Source organism: Caulobacter sp. P1_B12_2 (assembly GCF_056406675.1).
Genome location: NZ_JBFTZS010000077.1, coordinates 1 through 13065 on the forward strand (window position 1 = coordinate 1; position 13065 = coordinate 13065).

Annotated in this window: 14 protein-coding genes and 1 riboswitch; of the genes, 4 read left to right on the plus strand and 10 right to left on the minus strand. The window is 69.0% G+C overall.

All coding sequences use genetic code 11. The features are described from left to right. The 7 genes from gcvPB to AC1DZ6_RS07055 all read right to left on the minus strand — a co-directional run. On the minus strand, positions 1-1398 hold a 1398-nt coding region (gcvPB, locus tag AC1DZ6_RS07025), incomplete at its 3' end, for an aminomethyl-transferring glycine dehydrogenase subunit GcvPB (protein WP_477096480.1). After that, on the minus strand, positions 1395-2741 hold the full coding sequence (gene gcvPA / locus AC1DZ6_RS07030) for an aminomethyl-transferring glycine dehydrogenase subunit GcvPA (RefSeq protein ID WP_477096481.1): 1347 nt from the start codon (positions 2739-2741) through the stop codon (positions 1395-1397). The genes gcvPB and gcvPA, both read right to left, overlap by 4 nt. Further along, the gene (locus AC1DZ6_RS07035) at positions 2742-3260 is read right to left on the minus strand and encodes a hypothetical protein (RefSeq protein WP_477096482.1); all 519 of its coding nucleotides are present in this window, start codon (positions 3258-3260) and stop codon (positions 2742-2744) included. It lies immediately after the preceding gene. Between the two features lie 3 nt (positions 3261-3263). Then, complete coding sequence (gcvH, locus tag AC1DZ6_RS07040) at positions 3264-3629, minus strand: glycine cleavage system protein GcvH (RefSeq protein WP_477096483.1); 366 nt, start codon at positions 3627-3629, stop codon at positions 3264-3266. Between the two features lie 15 nt (positions 3630-3644). Then, a complete protein-coding gene (gene gcvT, locus AC1DZ6_RS07045) occupies positions 3645-4772 on the minus strand; it encodes a glycine cleavage system aminomethyltransferase GcvT (protein ID WP_477096493.1) in 1128 nt (375 codons plus the stop codon). Positions 4773-4909: 137 nt separating this feature from the next. Further along, positions 4910-5001, minus strand: a riboswitch (glycine riboswitch). Positions 5002-5119: 118 nt separating this feature from the next. Beyond that, positions 5120-6961 carry an arginine--tRNA ligase gene (locus tag AC1DZ6_RS07050; RefSeq protein ID WP_477096484.1) on the minus strand — a complete coding sequence of 614 codons (1842 nt, stop codon included), beginning with the start codon at positions 6959-6961 and terminating at the stop codon, positions 5120-5122. After that, positions 6958-7671 (minus strand): Tat pathway signal sequence domain protein, encoded by a 714-nt coding sequence (locus AC1DZ6_RS07055; protein WP_477096485.1) that lies wholly within the window; start codon positions 7669-7671, stop codon positions 6958-6960. The genes AC1DZ6_RS07050 and AC1DZ6_RS07055 overlap by 4 nt, the downstream gene beginning before the upstream one ends. Positions 7672-7830: 159 nt before the next feature. Here AC1DZ6_RS07055 and ispH point away from each other — a divergent pair, with 159 nt between their 5' ends. From ispH to rnhA, 3 genes are all read left to right on the plus strand, one after another. Continuing rightward, complete coding sequence (gene ispH, locus AC1DZ6_RS07060; protein ID WP_477096486.1) at positions 7831-8802, plus strand: 4-hydroxy-3-methylbut-2-enyl diphosphate reductase; 972 nt, start codon at positions 7831-7833, stop codon at positions 8800-8802. A 94-nt stretch (positions 8803-8896) separates the two neighbouring features. Continuing rightward, a complete protein-coding gene (thrB, locus tag AC1DZ6_RS07065; RefSeq protein ID WP_477096487.1) occupies positions 8897-9859 on the plus strand; it encodes a homoserine kinase in 963 nt (320 codons plus the stop codon). Then, entirely contained in the window at positions 9856-10305 is a 450-nt protein-coding gene (gene rnhA, locus AC1DZ6_RS07070) for a ribonuclease HI (protein ID WP_477096488.1), read from the plus strand. Before thrB ends, rnhA begins: the two co-directional genes overlap by 4 nt. On the opposite strand, the gene mug is transcribed toward rnhA, so the two are convergent. The 3 genes from mug to AC1DZ6_RS07085 form a co-directional block, all read right to left on the minus strand. Then, positions 10302-10829, minus strand: coding sequence for a G/U mismatch-specific DNA glycosylase (mug, locus tag AC1DZ6_RS07075; RefSeq protein ID WP_477096489.1), 528 nt, complete (start codon positions 10827-10829; stop codon positions 10302-10304). The genes rnhA and mug overlap by 4 nt on opposite strands. A 10-nt stretch (positions 10830-10839) precedes the next feature. Next, a complete protein-coding gene (locus tag AC1DZ6_RS07080) occupies positions 10840-11463 on the minus strand; it encodes a DNA-3-methyladenine glycosylase (protein ID WP_477096490.1) in 624 nt (207 codons plus the stop codon). Between the two features lie 126 nt (positions 11464-11589). Beyond that, positions 11590-12009 carry a rhodanese-like domain-containing protein gene (locus AC1DZ6_RS07085; RefSeq protein WP_477096491.1) on the minus strand — a complete coding sequence of 140 codons (420 nt, stop codon included), beginning with the start codon at positions 12007-12009 and terminating at the stop codon, positions 11590-11592. Positions 12010-12094: 85 nt separating this feature from the next. Between AC1DZ6_RS07085 and ftrA the strand changes: the two genes are divergently transcribed. Continuing rightward, the coding region (gene ftrA, locus AC1DZ6_RS07090; RefSeq protein WP_477096492.1) for a transcriptional regulator FtrA at positions 12095-13065 on the plus strand (971 nt) is incomplete at its 3' end.

The window sequence follows — 13065 nt, forward strand, 5'->3', positions numbered from 1 at the left end:
GTCCAGCTCCTGCTTGCTCTCGGTCTCGGTCGGCTCGATCAGCATCGCGCCGTGGACGACCAGCGGGAAGTACATGGTCATCGGGTGGAAGCCCTCGTCGATCATCGCCTTGGCGAAATCGAGCGTGGTCACGCCGGTGCCTTCCAGCCAACTGTCGTCGAACAGCGCCTCGTGCATGCAGGGGCCGTCCGGGAAGGCCGGGCTCATCAGGTCCGACAGGCGGGCCTTGATGTAGTTGGCGTTGAGGACGGCGTCGTCGGCCACCTGGCGCAGGCCGTCGGCCCCGTGGCTGAGCATGTAGGCGTAGGCCCGCACGAACATGCCCATCTGGCCGTGGAAGGCGCTCATCCGGCCGAAGGCCTGTGCGGCGGGGCCCTTGGCCTCTTCGACCAGCTGGAAGCCGTGGTCCTGGCTCACAACCCACGGGGTGGGGGCGAACGGCGCCAGGGCCGCCGACAGCACCACCGGACCCGCGCCCGGACCGCCGCCGCCGTGCGGGGTGGAGAAGGTCTTGTGCAGGTTGATGTGCATGGCGTCGACGCCCAGGTCGCCCGGACGAACCCGGCCGACGATGGCGTTGAAGTTGGCGCCGTCGCAGTAGAAGTACGCCCCTGCCGCATGGGTCAGGCGGGCGATCTCGACCACGTCGCGCTCGAACAGGCCGCAGGTGTTGGGGTTGGTGACCATGATGGCGGCCACGTGGTCGCCGAGCTTGGCCTCCAGGTCGACCAGGTCGACCCGGCCGTCGTCGGTCTGGGCGATCTCCACGACGGTGTAGCCGCAGAAGGCCGCCGTGGCCGGGTTGGTGCCGTGGGCGCTGGTCGGCGCCAGCACGGTCTTGCGATGGCCGTTGCCGGCCGCCTCGTGGGCGGCGCGGATGGCCAGCAGGCCGCACAGCTCGCCATGGGCGCCGGCCTTCGGCGACAGGGCGACGGCCGGCATGCCGGTCAGGGTCTTCAGCCAATGGGCCAGGCGGTCCATCAGCTCGATCGCGCCCTGCACCGTCGACTGCGGCTGCAGCGGGTGGATGTCGGAGAAGCCCGGCAGGCGGGCCATCTTCTCGTTCAGGCGCGGGTTGTGCTTCATCGTGCACGAGCCCAGCGGATACAGGGCCAGGTCAATGGCGTGGTTCTTCTGGCTCAGGCGCACGTAGTGGCGCACCGCCTCGGGCTCGGACAGCCCCGGCAGGCCGATCGGATCCTTGCGGACCAGGTCGCCCAGGTCGTCCGCGGCGGGCGCGTCCGGCAGATCGACGCCGGTCTTGTCCCAGGCGTTCAGTTCGAAGATCAGCGCCTCGTCCTGCAACAGACCGCGGGCCCCGGTCAGGGTCGGGTGGACGTAGTCGTTGGCGTCAGTGGTTTCGGGACGGGTCGGCCGTCCAACGGAATTCATGCTCATTGGGCCAGCACCTTGGTCAGGGCCTTGGAAAAGAGGGCGATGTCGAGGTCAGGCGTGGTCTCGGTCGCGGCGRCCAGCAGGACGTCGTCCAGGCCGGCCGACGGATCCAGGCGCGAGAACGGCACGCCGGCGATGACGCCGTTGGCCGCCAGGGTCTCGACGACCTCGGCGGCGTTGCCCGAAAGCTTGATCGCGAACTCGTTGAAGAAGCGCGGGGTCAGGATCTCGACGCCCGGCACGGCGGCCAAGGCGTCGCGCAGCTTCACGGCCTTGTGGTGATTGACCAGGGCCAGCCGGCGCAGACCCTTCTCGCCCAGCAGGCTCATGTGGATGCTGAACGCCAGGGCGCACAGGCCGCTGTTGGTGCAGATGTTCGAGGTGGCCTTGTCGCGGCGGATATGCTGCTCGCGGGTCGACAGGGTCAGGACGAAGCCGCGACGACCGTCGGCGTCGACGGTCTCGCCGCAGAGCCGGCCCGGGGCCTGGCGGACGTATTTTTCCTTGCAGGCGAACAGGCCGACATAGGGACCGCCGAAGTTCAGGCCGTTGCCGATCGACTGGCCCTCGGCCACGACGATGTCGGCGCCCATCTCGCCGGGCGACTTCAGCAGGCCGAACGAGACGGCCTCGGTGGTGACCACGATCAGCAGGGCGCCGGCGGCCTGGGCCGCGGCGGCGATCTTGGTCACGTCGGTGGCCGTGCCGAACACGTTGGGGGTCTGGACGACCACGCAGGCGGTGTCGGCGTCGATGGCGGCGATCACCGCGTCCTCGGCGTCGACGGCGGGCGTCAGGCGCTCGGTGGCGACGCCGGCCGCGTGGGCCAGGGTCTCGACGGTGCCGACATATTGCGGATGCACGCCGCCCGACAGCACAGCCTTGTTCCGGCGGGTGATCCGGGTGGCCATCATCACCGCTTCGGCGGCGGCGGTGGAGCCGTCATAGAGCGAGGCGTTGGCCACTTCCATGCCGGTCAGGGCCGCGACCTGGGTCTGGAACTCGAACAGCACCTGCAGCGTGCCCTGAGCGATCTCGGGCTGGTAGGGCGTGTAGCTGGTCAGGAACTCCGACCGCTGGATGATGTGGTCGACGGTGGCCGGCACATGGTGGCGATAGGCCCCCGCCCCCACGAAGAACGGACCTTCAGAGGCCGAGCGGTTGCGGCGGGAAAGGCTGAGCATCTCGCGCTCGACCTCCAGTTCGCCGGCGTGGAACGGCAGGTCGACCGGATCGGTGCGACGGGCGACGGCGGGCACGTCGACGAACAGTTCGTCGATCGAGGCCGCGCCGATGACGCCGAGCATGTCGGCGCGATCTTCGGGTGTGAGGGGGAGGTAGCGCATCTAGATCGACTTTCCGAAAAGGGCGTCCGTCAGGCGTTTGAACACGGGTTTGGCGGGCTTGGCGTCAAGAGCGGCGCGGGCCTTGGCGAGGGCTTCGGCGACGGCGGCCTGGTAGGCCTCCGTCTCCCGCTGGTAGTCGGCGTAGCTGGCGAACAGGCCGCGAAACTCCTCGCGTCCGGCGGTTCCGTAGGCCTGGAAGTTCATCGACCAGCCGACCGGCGGCTCGCCGGTCGCGGGCGTGGCGTAGGTCGTACCGGCGCTCAAGACCACGAAAGAGGCGGTGGCTTCGGCCAGATCGAAGACCAGGTCGAAGACCGCGTCGTCGCATCGCTCCAGGTCGATCACCGCGATGTCGTCCTTGGGATCGACGTTCACGACCATGACCGTCTGGCCGTCGAGACCGACCTCGCCGTCCGCGCCGAGCGTCGCACCGGCCGCGGCCAGGGTCTTCTCCACCGCCGCCCCATAGGCCGCCGGGGCGGGCGTCAGGGTCGAGTTGTGGAGAAGGACCTGGACCATGGCTTACAGCGTGCCGAGGAACGCTTCGTACGCGTCGCGATCCATCAGGGCGTCGACCTCGGCCGGATTCGAAAGCTTGATCTTGGCGAACCAGCCGCCGGTTTCCGGCAGGGCGTTGACGGTCTCGGGGCTGTCGCCCAGCTCGGCGTTGGCCTCGACCACCTCGCCCGACACCGGGGCATAGACGTCGGAAGCGGCCTTGACGCTCTCGACCACCGCCAGGGCCTCGCCCTGCTTCACGGTCTTGCCGACCTCCGGCACTTCGACGAACACCACGTCGCCCAGTTGCTCGGCGGCATAGGCGGTGATGCCGACGGTCGCGACATCGCCGGCGACTTCAACCCACTCGTGATCCTTGGTGAACTTCATGGTCTGGGCCCTTCTCTAGATTTTGCGCACGTAGCGAGTGGGAACGAACGGCGAGGCCACGACCTCGGCCGCCTGCGGCTTGCCGCGAACGATGACCTTCAGCGTCGAGCCGACCACCGCCAGGGCGGGGGGCACGAAGCCGATGGCGATGGCGCCGCCGAAGCTGGGGCCGAAGCCGCCGCTGGTGACCACGCCGACCACCGCGCCGGTCTCGTCGGCGATCTCGGCGCCTTCGCGGGCGGGGGCGCCTTCCAGCACCTTCAGATTGACGCGGACGCGCTTGAGGTCGCCGGCCAGTTCCTTGGCGATGCGCTCGGCGCCCAGATAGTCGCCGGCCTCGCGGCGGCTCTTGCCGACGGCGAACGGCATGCCGGCCTCGATCGGCGAGACCGTCTCGTCCATGTCGTGGCCGTACAGCGGCAGGCCGGCCTCCAGGCGCAGGCTGTCGCGGGCGCCCAGGCCGATGGCCTTCACGCGCTCGTCGGCCAGCAGGGTGTTCCAGATGCGCGCGGCTTCCGTGGCCGGCACCGAGATCTCGTAGCCGTCCTCGCCGGTGTAGCCCGAGCGCGAGATGATCGCGTCGGTCCCGAAAGCGGTCAGGGCGGCGGTGTCCATGAACACCATGCCGGCGGCCTGCGGCACGTGGGCGGCCAGGACGGCGGCGGCCTCGGGGCCTTGCAGGGCCAGGAGGGCGCGGTCTTCCAGGCGCTCGACGGTCGCCTCGCCCTCAAGGGCCTTGGCGATGATGGCGTAGTCGTTGTCCTTGCAGGCGCCGTTGACGACGATGAACAGGCCGTCGTCGTCGGGACGCGCGGTCATCAGGTCGTCGATCACCCCGCCTTCGGCGTTCAGCAGCACCGCGTAGCGCTGCTTGCCGGGCTTGAGACCCTGATAGTCGGCCGAGACCAGCTTCTCGAAGCTCTTGGCGGGGTTCTCGCCGCGCAACCGAGCCTGACCCATGTGCGAGACGTCGAACAGGCCCGCATGCTCGCGGGTCCACAGGTGCTCCTTCAGCACCCCGTCCTTGTACTGCACCGGCATGTGATAACCGGCGAACGGCACCATGCGGGCGCCGGCGGCGACGTGCGCCTCGTACAAGGGGGTCTTCTTGAGATCTTGGTCGGACACGCTTTGGGCTCCAATCGGGGTCGGCGACGCCGCCCGGCTTTCGCCAGGTGGTCTCGCCCCCGCTGTCCCTTTGACCTGAGAGATTTCGGCCCGGATACGGGCCTTGCTCCTTCGGCGGGCTTCCCTTGCGAGTTGCCTCTTTCCAGCGTTCCTAAACCCGCGCGGTCCTTTTGCCTGAGCGTTTCCGGGGCGGTTGCGCCTTCGGCCTCGAGACCAGAATCCCGATGTCTCCCGCGAGGGTCGAGGCGTGTTTGGGCGAGGGGGCGGACGGAGTCAACTGGAGAGGCGCGATCTCGCCGCCATCCTTGGCCCCGTCACCACCAAGCGATCGTTTGAGGTCGCGAAATGCGACCTCAAACAGCCTACATCCGCTCCGGCGCCTCGATGCCCAGGAGGTCCAGGGCCAGTTCCAGCTGCTTCAGCGTCGTCTCGGCCAAGGCCAGGCGCGAGGCTCGGATCGCCGGCTCGTCGGCGCTGAGGATCGGGCACGCGGCGTAGAACTTCGAGAAGGTCTGGGCCAGCTTGTAGGCGTGCTCGGCGATGAAGTTGGGGGCCTTCTTGTCGTAGGCCTCCGACAGGGCGCCTTCGAACGCGTCCAGCAGCAGGGTCAGGTCGCGCTCGGCCGGCTCGCCGACGATGATCGCCCCCGAGACGACCTTCTGCTCGGCCGCCTTGCGCAGGATGCTCTTGATGCGCACCGACTGGTACAGCAGGTACGGGCCGGTCTTGCCCTCGAAGCTGGTGAAGCGGTCGAGGTCGAAGACGTAGGAGGTGCCGCGGAAGTTCTGCAGGTCGGCGAACTTCAGGGCCGCGATCCCCACCTTGTGGGCGGTTTCCTCGAAAGCCTCTTCCGAGAGTTCAGCGCCCAGACCGGCTTCGCGGAGGCGCTCGCGGGCCTTCTCGCGGGCCATCTCGATCAGGTCGTGCAGCTTCAGGACGCCGCCGGCGCGGGTCTTGAACGGCTTGCCGTCGCTGCCGTTCATGGTGCCGAAGCCGATGTGCTCCAGCCCGCCCGGCTCGGCGTAGCCGGCCAGGTACGAGGCGCGGAACACCTGCTCGAAGTGGTCGGCCTGGCGCTGGTCCACGCAGTAGAGGATCAGGTGCGGGTCGAACGACTTGCGACGGTCCAGGATCGTGGCCAGGTCGGTCGTGCCGTACATGGCCGAGCCTTCCGACGACACGACCAGCAGCGGGTCGGGGCTCTCGACCTCGACCACCGAACCGTCGGGCAGCTTCTTCTTCTTGGTCTCGCCGGGACGGGCCACGCGGACGATCCGGGCGCCCTGGTCGTCGACCAGCAGGCCCTTGACCTCGAGCTGGCGGACCATCGGGGCGATCAGGTCCTGAACGTCGCTCTCGCCCTTCCAGAGGTCGAAGTCGACGCCCAGGGCATGGAACTCGCGCTCCAGGGCCACGCGGCTGATAGTGACGAAGTGACGCCAGAGCAGGCGATAGCCGAAGCGGCCGTTCTGCAGTTCGGCGGTCGCCTTGCGGGCCCGCTCCTTGAACTCCGGATCGTCCTTCTGGCGCTGCGAGGCGGCGGGGTAGAGGCGGTCGAGGTCTTCCAGGGTCACGCGCTGGGCGAACTCGGCCATGACCTTGGCCTCGTCGGCCGCGGAGAAGCCGCGCGGGGCCTCGATCAGGCGCTCGAGCAGGGCGCCGATGAAGGCGTCCTCCTCCATGATGGCGCTGATCAGCAGCCCCATCTGGAAGCCCCAGTCGCCGAAGTGGGCGTCGCCCACCACGTCGTCGCCGCGGAAGCGGTACAGGCGCTTGACCGACTCGCCGATGATCGAGGCGCGCAGGTGGCCCACATGCATCGGCTTGGCGACGTTGGGGCCGGCATAGTCGACCAGCACGCGACGCGGCGCGACCAGGGGCTCGGCCCCGGCGCGCGGATCGGCGGCGATTTCATTGGCGCGGGTCGATAGGGCGTCGCTGCTGACGCGCATGTTGATGAAGCCGACGCCGGCGATCTCGACGGAGGCCAGGCGCGGGTCGGTCTTCAGGATGTCGACGACCTGCACGGCGATCTCGCGCGGATTGCGCTTGGCGCTCTTGGCGGCCGCCAGGGCCCCGTTGCATTGGAAGTCGGCCAGGTCGGGCCGGTCGGACGCGGTGACGCGACCGAAGTCGGGGGACAGTCCGGCGGCCTGGAAGGCGGCCGCGGCCGCCTCGCTCAGGGACCGCTTCAAATCACTCATGGCTTGGCGACGTTTCCGGGTTGGGTCTGGGCTTGCTGCGTCTGACCGGCGTTGACGCGGAAGCGCTTGCCGTCACGGTTGAAGGCGGCCATTTCCGGGGTCACGTCGAAGCCGATCAGGACCTCGAAATTGCCGCCGCTGACCTTTTCGTCGGCGCGCGGGATGGTGATGGTCTTCAGGGTCTCGTTCGCATAGACGCGATCGTGGCCCTGCGGGAAGGTCACCGGCAGGTCGAAATATTCCTTGGCCAGGACGTCCTTGTTGCGCTCGGTCACCGCGACCCAATAGCGGTAGGTCTTCTTGTCGCTGGTCGCCTGCGGACCGCGGCCCAACTCGAACAACATCTGGACCTGCATCTTGATCGGGTCGTTGCTCTTGTAGGCGCAGCCCGAGCTCAGACCCTGGATCTCGCCGGTGTAGGCGGTCTGGCCGGCGGATTCCTTGCCGTCCTTGAACTCGACATAGCGGCTGGCGTCGTACAGCACCTTTACATACGGGCACGGGCCGGCGTTGCGCAGCTGGGCCAGGGGCGCCTTGGGCTGGTTCCACTCGTCGTCGCGCTTCTTCTTCTTGGCGGCCTGGTCGTCGTCGCCCTGGCCTTGGCCTTGGCCGCCGGGGCGTCCGCCTTGCTGGGCGTGGACGGTCGTCGCCGTGGCGGCGATCGAGAGGGCCATCAGAGCGCTGAGGGCGACGGAAAAATTGCGGCGCATGAAACGTCCGGTTCGAGAATTGGAGCTTGAGCGGGAATTCCCCGCCAGCGTCATGGAGCCTGATAAAGGCATATGCGTGACGTCGCAATGCGCAGCAGATTTCGTTGAGTTTTCGCCCAGTGCTGGCGCGGTCGGCCCGGAACCCGTAGGTTCAGCGCCATGAACGCCCATTCGCCCATCCCAAGCCCCGGCCGCCGCGAACTCCGCGTGGTCCTGGCCAGTCCGCGCGGCTTCTGCGCCGGCGTCGATCGGGCGATCCAGATCGTCGAGCGCACGATCGAGAAGTTCGGCGCGCCGGTCTATGTGCGCCACGAGATCGTCCACAACCGCCACGTGGTCGATCGCCTCAAGGCCATGGGCGCGGTGTTCATCGAGGAGCTGGACGAGGTTCCGGAAGACCGCCCCGTGGTGTTCTCGGCCCACGGCGTGCCCAAGACCGTCCCCGCCGCCGCCAAGGCCCGCGAGATGGTCTATCTCGACGCCACCTGCCCGCTGGTCTCCAAGGTCCATGTCGAGGCCCAGAAGCATTTCGATGCCGGCCGGGAGATCGTGCTGATCGGCCATGCCGGCCACCCCGAGGTGGTCGGCACCATGGGCCAGCTGCCCGAGGGCACGGTCACCCTGATCGAGGACATCGACGACGCCCGCGCCTGGATCCCGCAGAACCCGGCCAACGTCGCTTTCCTCACCCAGACCACCCTGTCGGTCGACGACACCGCCGAGATGGTCGACCTGCTGAAGGCGCGCTTCCCGGGCATCGCCGCCCCGCACAAGGAAGACATCTGCTACGCCACCACCAACCGCCAGGAAGCGGTGAAGCTGCTGGCCGGGGCGTCGGAGCTCATCCTGGTGGTCGGCTCCAGGAACTCGTCCAACTCGGTGCGGCTGATGGAGGTCGGCAAGCGAGCCGGCGCCAAGGACGCCCGGCTGATCGACGACGCGCGCGGCATCGACTGGTCCTGGTTCGAGGGCGTGTCGAGGGTGGGCGTCACCGCCGGCGCCTCGGCGCCCGAGGATCTGGTCCAGGGCGTGATCGACGCCATGGCCGCGCGCTACGACATCACGGTCGAGGAACTGGTCGAGGCTCGCGAGACGGTGACTTTCAAGCTGCCGCGGCTGCTGACGACCTGAACCGAGCCGAACTTCAGCTTTTCTCGCCTCCTACCGACGAAAAGCACGGTCACTCGCTCTTGACCGCCAGCGCCGGCTCCCGCATCCCCGCCTCATGGCCGTCTACACCGACATCACCGACGAAGAACTCGCCGCCTTCCTGGGCGACTACGACCTGGGGCAGGCCGTGGCGTTCAAGGGCATCGCCGAGGGGGTGGAGAACTCCAACTTCCTGCTGGAGACCGAAACCGGCCGGTTCATCCTCACGGTCTACGAGCGACGCGCCAAGCCCGAAGACCTGCCCTATTTCCTGGACCTGCTGACCTGGCTGGCTGATCGCGGCTATCCCAGCGCCAAGCCGATCGCCGACCGTTCGGGCGCGACGCTGAAGACCGTGCGCGGCAAGCCGGCCGCCCTGGTGGAGTTCCTGCCCGGCCTGTCGGCCCGCCGCCCCACCGTCGCCCATTGCCGCGAGGCGGGCGAGGGCCTGGCTTGGCTGCACCTGGCCGGCGAGGGCTACCCGGCCCGTCGCGCCAACGACCTGGGCCAGCCGCACTGGGCCCCGCTGTTTTCCAAGCACCGCACGGCCGCCGACGGCCTCAAGCCGGGCCTCTCCGCGACCATCGACAAGGACCTGGCCGCCCTGGCCCTGTCGTGGCCGCGCGGCCTGCCGTCGGGCGTGATCCACGCCGACTACTTCCCCGACAACGTCTTCTTCAAGTCGGACGGCAAGTTCGCGGCGGCGATCGACTTCTATTTCGCCTGCGACGACGCCTACGCCTACGACATCGCCGTGACTCTGAACGCCTGGTGCTTCGAGGCCGACGGCAGCTTCAACATCACGGCCGCCCGGGCGCTGATCGCCGGCTACGAGCGCCGCCGGCCGCTGAGCCCGGCCGAGCGCGAGGCCATCCCGATCCTGGCGCGCGGCGCGGCCATGCGCTTCTTCCTGACCCGTTTGGCCGACTGGGGCGCGACCCCGGCCGGGGCGCTGGTCAAGCCGAAGGACCCGCTGGAATACGAGCGCAAGCTGGCCGTCCACCGCGAGGGTCTCAGCCTGTTCGGAGCCGGCGCGTGACCCCCAAGCTGATCATCTACACCGACGGCGCCTGCCGCGGGAATCCCGGCCCCGGCGGCTGGGGCGCCCTGCTGATGTACGGCGACAAGAAGAAGGAGCTGTGCGGCGGGGATCTTGCGACCACCAACAACCGCATGGAGCTGATGGGCGCCATCCAGGCCCTCGAGGCGCTGAACAAGCCGACCAAGGCCGAGCTGCACACCGACAGCCAGTACGTGATGAAGGGCGTCACCCAGTGGATCCACGGCTGGAAGGCCAAGGGCTGGAAGACCGCCGACAAGAGCCCGGTCAAGAACGTCGACCTGTGGCAACGCCTGGACGCGGCCCGGGCGCGGCACGAGGTCGATTGGCGCTGGGTCAAGGGCCACGCCGGCCACGTGCACAACGAGCGGGCCGATGAACTGGCGCGGCTAGGCATGCTGAAGACGCTGGGCGAGAAGCCCTAGGAGCCGGGTCGTCCGTCGGTCTCGACCGACAGGCGCAGCTCGCGAAAGGCCGCTGTCAGGGCGTCCAGGCTGAAGCTCAGATTGCGGCCGCTGGGATTGGGCAGCACCCAGGCGGCGGCGCCCCCGAACGGTTCGGCCTGGCGGCCCCAGGACACGGTCCGGCGTCCCATCATCGCGCCATAGGCCGCCTTGCCCAGGAAGGCGACATGGCGCGGCGCGTGGCGTCGGACCCAGCGCTCGAACCCGGCGGCGGCGGCCACGAATTCCGAGCGCGCCAGGTCGTCGACGCCGGCGGTCGGCCGCTCGACCACGCTGGTGATCCCAAGCCCGTAGGCCAGCAGGCTCGCATCCTGCTCCGGATCGACCTGGATCGGGGTGAACCCGGCCAGGTGGAGGACGCGCCAGAACCGGTTGCTGCGCCCGACGAAATGATGCCCCGCCGCCGCGGCGGAAAGCCCGGGGTTCAGGCCGCAGAAGACCACGGACAGGCCCGGCTTGACGATATCGGGAAGCGGCTTGTCCATGGGCGTCCGGCTAGGTGTTGAGCGACTTGGGGCCGCTGACGAACGGACTGCCCCGAACATAGAAACGCAAGGTGCGGTCGGCCTCACGCGAAAGCCCGATCCTGACGCCCTGGCCGATCTCACCCGGCGCTTGGTCGCCTCGGGCCAGCCACAACGGCCCGGCTTCGCAGAGGTCCAGCCCATCGGCCCAGGGACCGATCTCCAGCGCCTGCGCCAGCCGGCCCGGACCGCGCGCCAGGTCGCGCAGCCGTTCGGTCCGGCGATTGCGCTGCATGATCGGCACACCCTCCAGCGGCTCTAGCGCCCGGATCAGGACGCCCGCCCCGATCCCGGCCGCCTCGCTCGAGACGTTCAGCATCCAGGAGACGCCATAGGCCAGATAGATGTAGGCGTGCCCAGGCTCGAGAAACAGCGAACGGGTGCGCGGAGTCATGCCCCGATAGGCGTGCCCCGCCGCGTCGCCGACGACATAGGCTTCGGTCTCGACGATCAGGCCGCTGACGACGCCTTCCGGCGTCTCCCGCACCACTACTTGGCCGACGAGGAAACACGCCAGGGCGGCCGTATCGACCGGCAATTCGGAACGGGCGAGCCGTCGATAGGTCATGCCGGTCGCGCCCTTAGCTCCGCTCATCCCGGCGAATGCCGGGACCCAGATCCTATGGCGGAGCGGATGATTGGAATAGCGCGACGCTGATGGTGTCAGCCACACCGCTATTCCATCTGGGTCCCGGCATTCGCCGGGATGAGCGGATCATTTTTAGGCCGCCAACACCCCCGGCTCCGCGCCTTCGGCGAACGGCAGGCCTTCATCCTCCCAACCGGTGATCCCGCCGATCATCAGCTTCACGGGCCGGTTCAGCATCGCCAGCTTCAGCGCCGCGCGGTCGGCGCCGTTGCAGTGGGGGCCKGCGCAATAGACCACGAACAGGGTGTCGGCCGCCCACTCCGCCATGCGCTCGGCGGTGATGTCGGCATGACGCAGGTGCAGCGCTCCGGGCACGTGGCGGCGGGCATAGGCCTGGGGCGAACCCACCACGTGCAGCAGGACGAAATCGGTCTCGCCGGCCTTCATCGACGCGCCGACGTCGGAGCAGTCGGTCTCCAGCGCCAGACGACGGGCGTAGTGGACGGCGGCGTCTTGCGACGACGCAGCGGGGATGGCGGAAACAAAGCTCATGGCGGCCTCCTCTGTTGGCGAGGAAGACTTGCCCCAGGCGGCGTCTCGGCGTTAGCTGGCATCATAGACATAGACCGTAAAGATCATGCCAAACCCTGCTCCTCGTCCCGTATCCGCCAATCGGCCGAAGAACCTGAAGGTCGTGGCCCTGGCCTATGACGGCCTGTGCACCTTCGAGTTCGGGGTGGCGGTCGAGCTGTTCGGCCTGCCCCGGCCGGAGATGGGGCCGGACTGGTACGACTTCGCCACCGCGGCGATCGAGCCGGGACCCTTGCGCGGCCTGGGCGGCGTTCAGGTGGTCGGCGACGGCGGGCTGGAGCTGGTCGAGCAGGCGGGCACGATCATCGCCCCCGGCTGGCGCGGCGCCGACACGCCCGTCCCCCAGCCGCTGATCGACGCCCTGAGGACCGCCCATGCCGGCGGGGCGCGCGTGATGTYGATCTGTTCGGGGGTGTTCGTGCTGGCGGCCGCGGGCCTGCTGGCGGGCCGGCGGGCCACCACCCATTGGCGCTATGTCGACAAGTTGCGCGCCCTCCATCCCGACATCGATGTGCAGCCCGACGTGCTCTATGTCGACGAGGGCGACGTCATGACCTCGGCCGGCAGCGCGGCGGGTCTGGACCTGGGCCTGCACCTGGTGCGCCGCGACTTTGGTCCGGAGGCCGCCAACACCGTGGCCCGGCGGCTGGTGATCCCGCCGCACCGCGACGGCGGCCAGGCCCAGTTCATTCAGCGCCCGGTGCCGACCGCCTTCGAGTCCTCGCGCCTGTCGCCGATCCTCGACCGCATGCGCGCCGACCTGTCCCGCGACCACACGGTCAAGGCGTTGGCCGACGCGGCCGGCATGAGTCCGCGCACCTTCCTGCGCCGGTTCGAGGCCGCCACGGGCGTGACCCCGGCCCGCTGGCTGCTGGCCGAGCGCCTGGCCCGGGCTCGCGACCTGCTGGAAACCAGCCCGGCCGGCGTCGAGCAAATCGCCCAGACCGTCGGCTTCGGCGCGGCGGCCCTGCGGCACCACTTCCGCAAGGTGCTGGCGACGACGCCCCAGGCCTACCG

Coding starts and splice junctions, on each gene's coding strand:
- thrB (WP_477096487.1), top strand. CDS start 8,897: ATGGCCGTCTACACCGACATCACCGACGAAGAACTCGCCGCCTTCCTG.
- AC1DZ6_RS07080 (WP_477096490.1), bottom strand. CDS start 11,463: ATGAGCGGAGCTAAGGGCGCGACCGGCATGACCTATCGACGGCTCGCC.
- AC1DZ6_RS07050 (WP_477096484.1), bottom strand. CDS start 6,961: ATGAGTGATTTGAAGCGGTCCCTGAGCGAGGCGGCCGCGGCCGCCTTC.
- AC1DZ6_RS07055 (WP_477096485.1), bottom strand. CDS start 7,671: ATGCGCCGCAATTTTTCCGTCGCCCTCAGCGCTCTGATGGCCCTCTCG.
- mug (WP_477096489.1), bottom strand. CDS start 10,829: ATGGACAAGCCGCTTCCCGATATCGTCAAGCCGGGCCTGTCCGTGGTC.
- ispH (WP_477096486.1), top strand. CDS start 7,831: ATGAACGCCCATTCGCCCATCCCAAGCCCCGGCCGCCGCGAACTCCGC.
- AC1DZ6_RS07035 (WP_477096482.1), bottom strand. CDS start 3,260: ATGGTCCAGGTCCTTCTCCACAACTCGACCCTGACGCCCGCCCCGGCG.
- gcvH (WP_477096483.1), bottom strand. CDS start 3,629: ATGAAGTTCACCAAGGATCACGAGTGGGTTGAAGTCGCCGGCGATGTC.